The organism is Dehalococcoidia bacterium, from assembly GCA_028711995.1.
Lineage (GTDB): Bacteria > Chloroflexota > Dehalococcoidia > SZUA-161 > SpSt-899 > JAQTRE01.
Genome location: JAQTRE010000086.1, coordinates 1 through 12,398, shown reverse-complemented (window position 1 = coordinate 12,398; position 12,398 = coordinate 1). Strand labels below are relative to the sequence as shown.

Genomic DNA, 12,398 nt, shown 5'->3' with positions numbered 1-12,398 from the left:
CGCCATCTCCATAATCCAGACTATTCCCATCGTTTGCGGGGCCAAACCAGGACTCGTTTACCCGAACGCCTTTGCTAACTTCGTGCCGGACCTGCGCGATTTCAAGAGCCCGCTCATCGTCAGATAAAGGATGATGTGAATTCCGCCGCCTCGCTCAGGCGAGGCGGCGGACGCGGTGCCGGAATGAAGTCATTCGCGCAATCGTTAAAAGTATTGGGCTACAACGGAGCAGAAGTGTTCCGAAAACTGCTTTGACACACAAGACAGTGTGTCGATTATTTCCCTTAGAAGGAAGGCGTTCTTGTCAACTATTGAAAGGAGGAATGGTATATGTTGAAAGAGAGGAAGGTACTTGTCACAGGCCTGACCGGTCAGCTCGCAGGGACTATCGCTTATGAGTTGGCACCACATAATGATGTCTGGGGTCTTGCTCGTTACACCCGATCTGGGCAGCGCGAATATTGGGATGGGCGAGGCGTTCACACAGTGGTCGGAGATTATGCAAGCGGAAATTACGATGGATTGCCTGATGATTTTGACTACGTGATTCATGCGGCCGCGGATACCAATCCCAAGTCATTTGAGAGCGGCATGTACGCTAATGCGGAAGGCCCAGGCCTGCTGATGGCACATTGCCAAAAGGCGCGGGCGTTCATGCACATATCAGCAACTGGCGTTTACGCGGCGAATCCTGACCCCAACCACAGATATCGAGAGGACGATCTCACGGGGGCGGCGGTCATGGGGCATTATGATGGGACAAAGTTGGCGGGTGAAGGTGCGGTACGCGCCACGGCAAGATACCTGAATTTACCGACAGTCATCTGCCGACTGGGGGTTCAGTACGGCACCTTCGGCAAAGGCGGTCTTCTGGGCGTTCTTTTGAAGGTCATGCTCGATGGGCATCCTGTTCCACTGCCCAAGAAAGAAACACATACAAATATTATTCAGCCTATTAGTAATGACGATGTGGTCGAGTTTCTCGAGCCCCTGTTGAATGCCGCAACGGTGCCGGCATTGACCGTAAACCTGGCTGGTGACGAGGTCATGGCATTGGAGGATATTTTTGAACACTTTGGCAAGTTGGCCAGCATAAATCCCAAGTTCGTTTACCCAGATGGGGATGTTTATACCTATCCTACTGTGTATGTTGATGCGACCCTTCGCCAGAAAATTGCCGGTTATTGCAGGGTTCCGTTGCGAGATGGGCTGACTCGTATGTACGAGGGCATGCATGAAAAAATTCGGAAAGGGCGTCCGGTAAGCACCACGGCCAGCGGCTTTGGCAGGAGGCAGAGCTCTTAGTTTCCCGGCCGCAATATTTGCGATGTAATAGCGAGGAAATTCATGTGTTGTCAATAAGTGGGAATGTCCTATTTTGCGGCACATGAGATAGGCGCTTTTGGTGGGGTAAGATGTAAGGAATGGGCACCAGTCCTGAAAGGAAGGAGGGTCTTGTGCAACCACTTGGAGTGAATCGAGTCGTAATCGCCGTGAAGGATCTCGAGAGAGGGAAGCAACTGTTCTCCAAACTTCTTGGCGCAACCTTTCACAGCACCAACGACGAGGAAGCGGCTTCTCTCGGCGTGAGCATGGCCATGAGTTGGGATGCCGGGATTGAGCTGGTTAGTCCTCTTCCCGATCGCGACAGCAAGATCAAGCAAATCGTCGAGACCCGTGGCGAGGGGCTCATTGGGGTGGTCTTTGTGGTGGACGACGTTGAAGAGGCCAAGGAAGCGGCGGATGAGCTCGGCATCCCGGTCTGGTACACCGTCGACTATTCACAGGAGCAGATTGATACGTATCAGCAGGGAAGATTCAGGAAGTTTAAGGAATATATGCTTGATCCTCGGGGCGTTCATGGAGTCGGCGCCATTATCGCCCAGATTGAGCTTAGCAAAGAGAGTCACAGAGTCTTCAACAAGCATTGGTCCCGTACATGGAAGTACGGAAGCGGGACGATTTGAGGTTGTTTAAGGATGGCGATCAGGATTCACGTGATTGAGATTGGCTCGGTCTTTCAAACCTCATGCTTGACTTTGAGATGGCGTTCTCGTTGGTTAGACTCTCGATTTTGAGGGTCTGGGCAGTTTAACAACAGCATAATCAGCTTGCTGGGACAGTATCCTCTCTCGGATTTCTCATGGCCACCCGTTGTACGCTCGCTTATGCTCCTATCGGGCATGGCGGCGGTTAAGGCTTAGTGAGCTCTCTGGTGATCGCCGTCCCGACCTTTTTGGCTTTTGGCCCGCAGAGCGCCAGGGAGACATGCATCTTGCTTTTGCCCCCTGATCCTGGGGCTATCCAAAGATAAGAACCCTCAGCTTCGGAGTAGGCTCTCACCACGCTGGTGCATGCATTGCACTTTTATTGCGAGAGAGGGTTCCTTTTGGAACAGGCTCCACCAGAGGGTATTCCTCTGGCTGGGGTAAAGAAAAGGCTCTGCAGTAGCTCTTGTTCCTTGGTTTTCAGTCTGATTCTTGAATCATCATCCCCCCGACGTACCAGCGGGGGGAGAGTCTCCTTTCCCTTTCGTGGCGTCTGGAGCCTTACCTTCTTCGGGGGTAAGGCTCCAGGCTGCCGAATAGCAGCCTTGCTATAGTATGAGCTTATTCCGAATAGCTCCGGGGACAATCGCAAATCCCCTTGAAGGAGCAGGTCTTTTTGCCGAACCGGTTGGAATACGCCCATAAGTGAGTGGGATCAGTGGCAGTATACCGAACCCCGATGACCTTCAGCGTGATAGCTTGGGCAATCGAACAATGAAGGGCTTGATGAGGATATCTTCTCCCAGATGATCGCGGAAATTGGTGAAAGTGCCGTTGGAAGGTGTCCTCAGGAAGTTGAATCCGCAAGGGAGTCAAAGCCTGCATTGTATTGCAGGGTAGCCGCCAGATGCCGATCCGATTTCACTTCTCTGAGATAGATCAAAAGTTGTGCCTTAAATAGGGAGAGCGGATCGTAGCCTTCTGCCCCTTGAGGAGAGTACTTATCCATGGCTAGGCGATGGACGAAGGACCAGTCGATTTTATCGGAGATTATGTTGATCGGATCATTGGGTTTGAGCTAAGGGGATGCCTCATAAGTGGTGAAAGTAAGCTGATTGGCTGTTCTAATGGAGGATTTTCCCCTCAATCTGAATCTGAGTTGATTCTCCCAGATACGTGTGAGTGAAGGCATTACAACAAGGGTCGAAATCGAGGCTGAAATCAAAACTAAACAGCCGCGTCAGCCGAAAGGAGGTGATGGAAAGGGACCACTGCTCAATGTGGATATGCATTCAACACCGTCGTGACATTGCGAACCGATATCACTTGAAAAGAAGAGGAAATCCCATTCAGACCTCATGTTGAATCGCCGTGTGCCAGAATGTGAGGCTAGAAACGGAACAAAACAGGGTCAAATATGATAAGAGAGGTAGGCCATGCATCAGAAGTTGGGATTCATATACAAGATCGCAGCCTTCGTTTTGATTTCAGTATTACTAGTGTCAGCTCTCATGGCTTGCGGAGACGATGATAAAGAGGAGCCTGGGACGACACCTGCAGCAACTCCTACGCCGCCTGTCTCGGACGAGCCGGTGAAAATTGGCGTTCTGACCTCATGGTCAGGGGCAGGGGCCAGGGGGGGGCAGATTGTCGACCAGATACTCAAGATTGTCGACAAACAACTGGAGGAGAGGGGAGGTCTTAATGTTGGTGGAGTGATGAGGCCTGTCAAGTGGGTCAAACAGGATGATATGACTCAGGTAGCCGATAGCATAGCAGGCTACAAGAAGCTGGCGTTGCAAGGTGTTTCGGCCGTCCTTGTTGGCGGGGCGAGCGCAGCCTGTCTCACGGCCACATCCGATGCTGCGGAAGAGGGCAAGGTGCCGTTTTTCAGCGTGGGATCCACCCCAGTGGACCTGAGCAACAGGCCATACACCATACGCTGTGCATATCCGAACGCCACTGATAACGGACCGATGGTGTTGAATTTTGCCTTGAGGGAGTTCAAGCCCAAAACAGCGGGCTTCATTATGGTGAACATGGACGACATTCGCGCCCGCGGTTCCCTAATGAAGAAAATGCTGGAGGCTGCTGGCGTGAATGTCGTCTATGAGCAATACCCCGAAGTCAGCACAGTCGATTTCTCGCCATTGCTTACTGCCATCAGGCAAAAGAACCCCGATGTTCTCTTTGGGGCCGGCGGAGGAACTGACGCGTTTTACATGAACATCTTTAAGCAAATGCCTGAACTTGGCGGCTGGGGCGATATCAAATTCATCAGCACCGATAGTAGCTCAAGCGGCCCTGCTTTGAAAGAGAAAGGGTCAGAGGGTACCTACCATTGGCTTTTATGGATGCCCGGGCTGCCTTATCCCGGATCCAAAGAGTTTGAGGACATCTGGACGGCGCAATACAGCGAGCGTCCTACGTCAGGCCATTTCATAATGTATCAGACCATCTGGGTAGGATTGAAGTCCATAGAGATGGCCGGATCGGATAAGCCTGCGGATATCCAGAAGGCGGCCCGCTCGGGGAACTTCGTCTGGGAGAACGCACCGGCAGGACCATTCAAGATCAACGCAAATGGCACTCACAATGGCGTGGGACTGCTGGCATATTATAAAGACGGAAAACTTGTTCCGTTAGTGGGACAATAAACCTTCAGCATATAACCAAGCCACACTGGAGAACCCGTCCGAAGAAATCTCTCATAAAACTGATGAGGGCATCTGCAACGCTGTACACCAAACAGGGCGAACTCTGGTACGAGGCTATAAAGGAGCGGCAAATGCGCAGGGAGCCCTCGAGTGTGACGATGAGGCTTAATGCAGCGAACTTCTGAAATATAGTCGGGAGAATATCAGCCGACTGAAAGAGGCAGAAGTCATCTGAGGGACGTTTGATAGGGCAAATGATGCACCGATATTCCATTCAAAAGGAGGGGGAAATGAAACCAGCTTATCGGGTCATCGTGTGGGGGCGTGCCTATCCGCATATTCGTGAGAGGACTGAATATCAGCGTCTGGAGGGTGGGCTGTCATTTTCCTGGCAAAGGAGGGCATAATGGCAGACCAAGTGAAGAAGGGCGTATGTGGGTTGTGCATTCAGCATTGTTTCATCGGTGTCAGGGTCAGGAATGGAGAGTTTGTTGGCATAGAGCCTGTTCAGATTGGAGATTCCCCTGCCGCGAAAAGAGCAACGAGTATCGTCAAGGGCTGCATAAAGAACCGTGCGGCCAAGGAATTCCTCTATCATCCCATGAGGGTCAACTATCCGCAGAAGCGGGTGGGGGAGAGAGGGCAGGATAGATGGCAACGGATAACATGGGAACAAGCCCTTGATGAAATCGCGGAGAAGTTGAAGAGAATAGCCGACGTTTATGGACCCGAAGCGGTGCTTTTCGCTGCCAACGCCGAGCTTGGCACGCCTGACGAGTTCAGAGGACGCTTTCAAAACTTGTTTGGAAGCCCGAACTATGTGGCCTCACAGCATATCTGTTATGGAGTAGCGCAGACACTGGCGCTGGCTCTCAGTGGGTCGAACATATTTCTCAGTCCTATTCAATCCGAAACACGCTGCATTATGCTTCTGGCCACGAATCCGGCACAAAGCAACAGGCCGCTTTGGCTTCAAATCCTCGATGCCAGAAAGAGCGGCCTCAAGCTGATCGTGATCGACCCCAGACGCACCGAATCAACCAGGATCGCAGATATCTGGCTGCAACCTAGACCTGGCACCGATGCCGCTCTCCTCTTGAGTATGATGCATGTCATCATCACTGAGGGCCTTCACAACCGAGAATTTGTGCAGCAGTACTGTTACGGATTCGATCAACTCCGGGAGCGAGTGAAAGACTATCCCCCGGAAAAGGTTTCCCATATCACTCGTGTGCCCGCTGACAGGATCAGGGAAGCAGCTAGATTATACGCCACCAGCAAGCCCGCAATAACATGGGGCAGAGCCTTGGAGCGGGTGCCGAACACGGTGTCTGCACTCCATGCCAAGCTCCTCCTACCGGCCATGACTGGGAATCTGGATGTACGCGGGGGCGACCGGATGAATCTGCCACATCCTTCCGCGGTGCTCTCCGGTGAAACCGCACTCAGCGACAAGCTTCCTCAGGAGCAAAAGGCTAAAATGATATCCGGGAAAGGGAAGTTTCTCACCTGGCCGGTGTACGAAAAGATCGCCAAGAACATTAAGAGGGTTACCCCTAGGCCTGCCTCTCCCATGTGGCTTATGGCCGCCCATCCCCCCTCGGTATTCCGTGCCATGATTACGGGGAAACCCTATCCTGTCAAAGGCATGATAACCGTATCGCACAATCCTCTGGTGTGCAATCCTAACACCGGGCAGATAATCGAAGCGATGAAGAAGATTGATCTGCATGTAGCGATGGACATCTTCATGACTCCCACCTGCCAACTCGCTGATTATGTCCTTCCACCGGCTTCCTGTCTGGAGAGGCCGGTGCTCTTCGGGGGCGACTATTGGGCCGGCCTGATTGGAGGCGAAGCAGCGCTTACCCCTAGGTATGAACGCAAGACAGAATACTATTTCTGGCGTGAGCTTGGAAAGAGGTTGGGGCAGGACGAATATTGGCCATGGGAGACCCTAGAAGAGGCCTATGATCACGTGGTAGCCCCGCTGGGGATCAGCTTCGAGCAGTTTGTTGCCAAAGGAGGAGTTGATGTTCCGCGTCACGAATTCAAGAAATATGAGAGGTTGGGCTTCGGTACCCGCACCGAAAAGTTCGAGCTTTATTCCACCGTTCTTGAAGAACTAGGAGGCGATCCCTTACCCAGTTACCAAGACTCTCCACAGCCCCGGTTTTCATCTGCCAAGATTGCCAGCGAGTATCCTCTGACCTTGATCACCGGGGGCAGGATACTGCAGTATCACCATTCAGGTTCTCGCCAGCTCAAGCCCTGTCGCCAGAAGACCCCTGACCCAATTGCGCAGCTTAACCCGTTAACGGCGGCTACGTTAGGCATAGGAGATGGGGATTGGCTGTGGATCGAGACTCCTTCAGGGAGAAGCAAGCACAAGTGCCGGCACTTTGAAGGCATTGCCAGCGATGTGGTACATGCTCAGCATGGCTGGTGGTTTCCTGAGGAACCCGGTGCAGAGCCCTCACTTCATGGACTCTGGCGTTCTAACATAAACGTGGTCATTGATGAGGAACATCAGGTACCGGACCCGGTGAGCGGATCGTGGACAACCAATGGCATAGCGTGCAAAGTATACCGGGCGGAAGACCAAGGTGAGCTGATTGAAACGAGCGATGTGAACCGATCTGGAAAACGATCAGATGGTTAGATACTAGGGAACAGGACATCTGCAATCCGGATGCGAAAGTGTTTTGCCACGCCGGCGAAGAGGAGGAACCATCCATGCCGAACCAACAACACACATTAAAACTGCCATCGCTATGGCAAATGGGCATTCTGGTTAGAGATGTGGACAGGGCAGTAGCGCATTCCATCTTTCGCTTCGGCTGGGGGCCCTTCCGCGTTGAAGAGTTTCAGCTGACGGGCGCCATTTTTCGCGGTCAGCCGAGAGACTGGAAGATGAAGGCAGCCTTCACTACCCATCCCGGTCCCGTTGAAATCGAGCTCTTCCAAGTTTTGGAGGCCGACGCGGACATAAGAGACTTCTACTGGTCAAGAGGAGGGGGGCTTCATCATCTGGGGTACCTCGTAGAAGACCTGGAGGAAATGCTGGCTGAGCTGACCAGAGACGAATCAGAGCCCGTTTGGCACCACCGTCTCCCCGGAGTGAGGCTCGCTTTTGTGGATGTCGACGAGGTCGTCGGCGTCCGTTACGAACTGGTCGAGGTCAAGAGGAAAACACGACAATAACCCTGGGGTGAAAGATGGACTTGGAGTTGGAGGGCAAGACGGCGATTGTCACCGGAGGCGCATCAAACATCGGGCGTGCCATTGTTCTGGGGCTAGCCAGGGAAGGTGCCAAAATCGTCATCGCTGATATAGATGAGATTCAGTCCCGAAAAGTCGTGAAGGAGGCAAAGCGGGTCGGGGCCGTCGATATTTGGGCCTCGAAAACCGATGTGACCGAGCCGAAGCAAATACAACGGATGGTTGAAGAAACGTTGGGTAGGTTCGAGCGCATAGACATTCTGGTAAACAACGCTGGAGCTGGCCATATCCCGTGCAAATTCATTGAGGAAGATCTGTCCATATGGGAAAGAACAATTGGACTCAACCTCAGAAACGTGTTGTATTGTACCCGGACGGTGTTGGGACCGATGATGCGACAGAAGAGCGGAGCTATCGTCTCCATCGGCTCGGATGCAGGCAGAACCTTCGAGGCCAAGGGGGCCGTATATGCCAGTGCAAAGGCTGGCGTGATCGGCTTGACAAGGAGCCTGGCTTTTGAAATGGGACCACACGGCATACGACTGAACGTGATTTGCCCGGCGCTGACTCCGGCAAAAGCAAACGAGGTAGGGGAAATGAGCAATTGGCATCGTAAAGAAATACAAGGGATGATGCAGCCGGAAGTCCTGGAGAAATGGGCCAAGAGATATCCTCTGCGCAAGTTAGGTACGCCAGAGGATATTGCCAATGCGGTGTTGTTCATGGTGTCAGATCGAGTTTCTGGACATATCACCGGCCAGACCCTGAGTGTCAATGGGGGTTCGGTCCTGATTTAGTGCTGGTTTCTTGAATATCGATACAGAAAAGCAACGCAGATGATATGCGTAGCGATCAAGGGAAGGCCGCAACGGATTAACAGACCAACAGCCAGAAAGCCCATGCTTGATAATCAGACCGAGCGCCCAGAATAAACTTCCCAGATAATTGGGCAAAACACGACGCATCAGAGAGAAGAAGGTCAGCAACCTTCATAAATGGCACGCAAGGTATGGTGGCTTAGAATCAGGTCTAGAAGTTGTTTGCCCTATGAATTGAGGCCGTTCAAAAACCGTCTTCGGGATTTAGGTTTTTTGGCACAAAATCGCTACCGAGCAAGTCAACTTTGATTGGGAGGTGGAGATATGCGAACCAGTGAGAAATGAGGCTGACACCAAAGGCAAACAGGTAAAACGAAGATGGAGGTGATACGTGTATAATCATGCGAGTTTGAGGTATAAGATTGCAGCACTAGCTCTCACTCTGGTATTCGTACTCTCGGCTCTGTTGGCTTGTGGTGGTGATAATAACGGGGAGAAAACTATGACACCACCAGCAACAACGCCCGGGGTGACAACCCCTGCGGCGATAACTACGCCGATTGTCTCCCAAGAGCCTGTGCGCATTGGGGTTCTGACCTCGTGGAGCGGTGGAGCAGCAAGGGCTGGTAACCTTGTTGATGAGGTGCTGAAGATCATTAACACACAACTGAAAGAGGCAGGAGGTATCAATGTTGGCGGAGTGATGAGGCCCGTTAACTGGATCAAACAGGATGACGCGACCAAGGTATCCGATACCGTAACCGGCTACAAAAAGCTGGCGCTCGATAATGTTGCGGTAGTGGCCGTTGGCGGGGCGACGGCAGCTTCTCTCACCGCGGCATCGGATGCGGCGGAGGATAATAAAGTACCGCTCGTGAGCGTGGGTTCAACCCCGGAGAACCTAAGCGATTTGCCATTTACTGTGCGAGGTATTTATCCGAACGCCAGTGACGTGAGTACCCTGGTGAGTGAATTCGTGCTGAACAATTTTAAGCCCAAGAAAGTGGGCTTTCTCAGTGTAGAGATGCAGGATATTCACCACCGTGTCGAGTTAATGAAGGGCCTTCTTGAAGCCGCAGGCGTAACGATCGGTTCTGAACAATACTACGATGTTGGCACCGTCGATTTCAGCGCTCTCCTTACGCGCATCAAGCATGATAATCCAGACGTGTTAATCACAAACACCTCTGGGATGGACACGACCTATCAGGCCATATTCAAACAGATACCTTCGCTGGGTGGGTGGGGTGACATTAAGGTTGTAGCTGGGGACAATGCCGCAACCGGCCCCGCTTCAAAAGAGGTCGGGGCTGATGGTACCTACAGTTGGACTCTGTGGACTCCCGGGCTTCCAGATTCAGGCAGCAAAGCTTTCGAGCGTGTCTGGGTCAAGACGTATCCAGGGAGTACTCCTAGCGGCGGACATGTAGCTATGTATCAGACACTCTGGGTCGCCCTAAAGGGCGTAGAGTTGGCTGGCTCCGACAACCCGGCTAAAATTGCCCAAGCGCTTCGCTCGGGCAATTTTCAATGGGACAATGCGCCCGGAGGATCATTTAAGATAAATCGGGATGGAACCCACAACTTCAAGGGGGTGATAGTGTTGCTTAAGGACGGCAAAGCTAATGTAATCACTGACTGAGGAGATTTAGTCAAGTGATCGTAAGATAGTCGACCTAATTCTTGGGCTCTGCAATCGGGCCGACCTCACTGGAAGACGAACGGCGCTTGGGAGCGGCGTTTGGTGCGCAAGTATTGGGCATTTCGTCATTCTGAGTGTCAATTGAGAAATTAAGGCGCTTCTCCCTTACTTGCTCAGGGTGACCAGTTGGGAAGCTTGATTTGCAGAGCCCAGAGGGCTATATGCCAATAGGTTGCTTGAATGAGACGAAAGGAAAGAGGGTATTGTATATGACAATGATTCTGGAGGGGATTCGGGTTATCGACATGGGTCACTGGCTAGTCGGACCCGGTGCTACGGCTATGCTGGGCGATCTAGGGGCTGAAGTCATCAAGATAGAAGATAGGGTCACCGGCGATGCATCGCGCGGCATGATGCAGGCTCAGGGTGCCACTTGCGGAGTATCCGGGCAGAACTGGTTCTTCGAACACTGCAACCGGAACAAGAAGTCTGTCACGGTGGATTTGGGTAAAGCGGAGGGAAGGAGAATACTCTATGAACTTGTCGCGAAGTCGGACGTGGTAGTCCATAACAAGCGCCAGTCGGTTATGCAGCAGTTGAAGGCGGATTATGGAGTGCTTTCCAAGCACAACCCGCTCTTGATATATGCGACTGCGTCCAGTTTTGGGTCAGAGGGGCTGGATAAGGACAGGACCGCCATGGATCTCAGTGGACAGGCAAGATCGGGACTGATGTACGTGTTCGGGGAACCCTCGATGCCTCCGTTGGCGGCTCGTGGTGCGCCGGCTGACCGCATGGGTGCAGTCATGACGGCCTTTGCCATTGTAGCGGCCCTCCTGTATCGAGAAAGGACGGGAATTGGGCAAGAGGTACAGACCTCCATGTTCGGCAGCATGATCCACTTACTCAGCATGTATGTCGACTTCCAGAGCATGCTGGGAGAGCCTATGACTCGGAGGGACAGAAACAATTGCGGTAATCCGCTCTGGAATTACTACAAGTGCAAAGATGACAAATGGATCATGCTGTCCGGTGTCCAGGCAGATAGATACTGGGCCGACCTGTGTCATGCTTTGGGGTTAGAACACATTCAGAATGACCCCCGGTTCGAGAACATGGTGGTCAGAGGTCGAAACGCCGCCGAGTGTATCGCTATTATGGATGAGACTTTTGCCACCAAGACAAGAGCCGAGTGGCTGCAAAACTTGGGCAGTGCCGGAGACCTGATATACGAGTCAGTCAACACAATTCCGGAAATGATGCAGGATCCCCAGGTACGGGCCAATCGATATATCGTTGATTTCGATCATCCCGTCTGGGGGAAGATGACTCAGGCAGGTTTTCCGATGCACTTCACACGCTCACCGGCGTCGATCAGGTTGCCGGCCCCGGAGTTCGGCGCACATACAGAGGAGGTGTTGACTGAAGTGCTGGGTTACACATGGGAGGACATTGTGAAGCTGAAGGACGATCAAGTAATTTGAGCGCGATTGCGTCGCTCGAGAGGGTCGAAAAGTGGGTGTGGTCAGCAACAGAGGATACGTCTTCATCGAACATACTGTTGGGGTAGGAGGAACGTGTAACCTATTCCTGTTATGGGCCTCTGCGACGATTAAAGAAACCACAGAGATTGAAGGAGTGGATTAATCTCCGTTGTGATTGCAGACTAGAAATCCGGCCGAAAAGTGGTAGTAGTGGAGCATAGGGACAAGTATACTTAAGCCAACGAGACGGAAAGGGGTTGGCGAATGCTTGGAAAACGGTCGGTACAGAAGGGGTTGTTCGAAGCGGATAATCTTTATGTGGAGCATGTGGGCCGCGATTCGTTCTATGGATTCTTGGCGTCGATGAGGGGGCAGTTGTTCGAGGATGGGTCTTTTGCCGAGATTTACTGTCCTGATAACGGGCGTGCGAGTGTGCCGCCAAGCCTGCTGGCGACGGCGTTGCTGCTGCAGACGCATGATCGAGTAAGCGATGAGGAAGCATGGCAAAGGGCGGCCTTTGATATTCGATGGAAGGTGGCTTTGGGGATTGAAATCGATGAGAAGCCGTTTGCCAAGAGTACGCTGCA

General features: G+C 52.5%; 9 protein-coding genes. All 9 read left to right on the top strand.

Features of this window, described 5'->3' with window-relative positions:
• The first annotated feature begins 330 nt into the window (after positions 1-330).
• Positions 331-1,305 (top strand): NAD(P)-dependent oxidoreductase, encoded by a 975-nt coding sequence (locus PHV74_11200; GenBank protein MDD5094927.1) that lies wholly within the window; start codon positions 331-333, stop codon positions 1,303-1,305.
• Between the two features lie 152 nt (positions 1,306-1,457).
• Entirely contained in the window at positions 1,458-1,967 is a 510-nt protein-coding gene (locus PHV74_11195; protein MDD5094926.1) for a VOC family protein, read from the top strand.
• 1,457 nt (positions 1,968-3,424) lie between these two features.
• Entirely contained in the window at positions 3,425-4,645 is a 1,221-nt protein-coding gene (locus PHV74_11190) for an ABC transporter substrate-binding protein (GenBank protein ID MDD5094925.1), read from the top strand.
• A gap of 406 nt (positions 4,646-5,051) precedes the next feature.
• Positions 5,052-7,307 carry a molybdopterin-dependent oxidoreductase gene (locus tag PHV74_11185; protein ID MDD5094924.1) on the top strand — a complete coding sequence of 752 codons (2,256 nt, stop codon included), beginning with the start codon at positions 5,052-5,054 and terminating at the stop codon, positions 7,305-7,307.
• 74 nt (positions 7,308-7,381) lie between these two features.
• Entirely contained in the window at positions 7,382-7,849 is a 468-nt protein-coding gene (locus PHV74_11180; protein ID MDD5094923.1) for a VOC family protein, read from the top strand.
• A 14-nt stretch (positions 7,850-7,863) separates the two neighbouring features.
• The gene (locus tag PHV74_11175) at positions 7,864-8,664 is read left to right on the top strand and encodes an SDR family oxidoreductase (protein ID MDD5094922.1); all 801 of its coding nucleotides are present in this window, start codon (positions 7,864-7,866) and stop codon (positions 8,662-8,664) included.
• Positions 8,665-9,187: 523 nt separating this feature from the next.
• On the top strand, positions 9,188-10,327 hold the full coding sequence (locus tag PHV74_11170; GenBank protein ID MDD5094921.1) for an ABC transporter substrate-binding protein: 1,140 nt from the start codon (positions 9,188-9,190) through the stop codon (positions 10,325-10,327).
• Positions 10,328-10,596: 269 nt separating this feature from the next.
• Entirely contained in the window at positions 10,597-11,811 is a 1,215-nt protein-coding gene (locus PHV74_11165) for a CoA transferase (GenBank protein ID MDD5094920.1), read from the top strand.
• A 264-nt stretch (positions 11,812-12,075) separates the two neighbouring features.
• Positions 12,076-12,398 (top strand): transposase (locus PHV74_11160; GenBank protein ID MDD5094919.1); only part of this gene is annotated, 323 nt, incomplete at its 3' end.

Excerpts from the sequence above, each read along its gene's own strand:
- PHV74_11190 (MDD5094925.1), top strand. The coding sequence starts at position 3,425 with ATGCATCAGAAGTTGGGATTCATATACAAGATCGCAGCCTTCGTTTTG.
- PHV74_11175 (MDD5094922.1), top strand. The coding sequence starts at position 7,864 with ATGGACTTGGAGTTGGAGGGCAAGACGGCGATTGTCACCGGAGGCGCA.
- PHV74_11185 (MDD5094924.1), top strand. The coding sequence starts at position 5,052 with ATGGCAGACCAAGTGAAGAAGGGCGTATGTGGGTTGTGCATTCAGCAT.
- PHV74_11170 (MDD5094921.1), top strand. The coding sequence starts at position 9,188 with ATGACACCACCAGCAACAACGCCCGGGGTGACAACCCCTGCGGCGATA.
- PHV74_11165 (MDD5094920.1), top strand. The coding sequence starts at position 10,597 with ATGACAATGATTCTGGAGGGGATTCGGGTTATCGACATGGGTCACTGG.
- PHV74_11200 (MDD5094927.1), top strand. The coding sequence starts at position 331 with ATGTTGAAAGAGAGGAAGGTACTTGTCACAGGCCTGACCGGTCAGCTC.
- PHV74_11180 (MDD5094923.1), top strand. The coding sequence starts at position 7,382 with ATGCCGAACCAACAACACACATTAAAACTGCCATCGCTATGGCAAATG.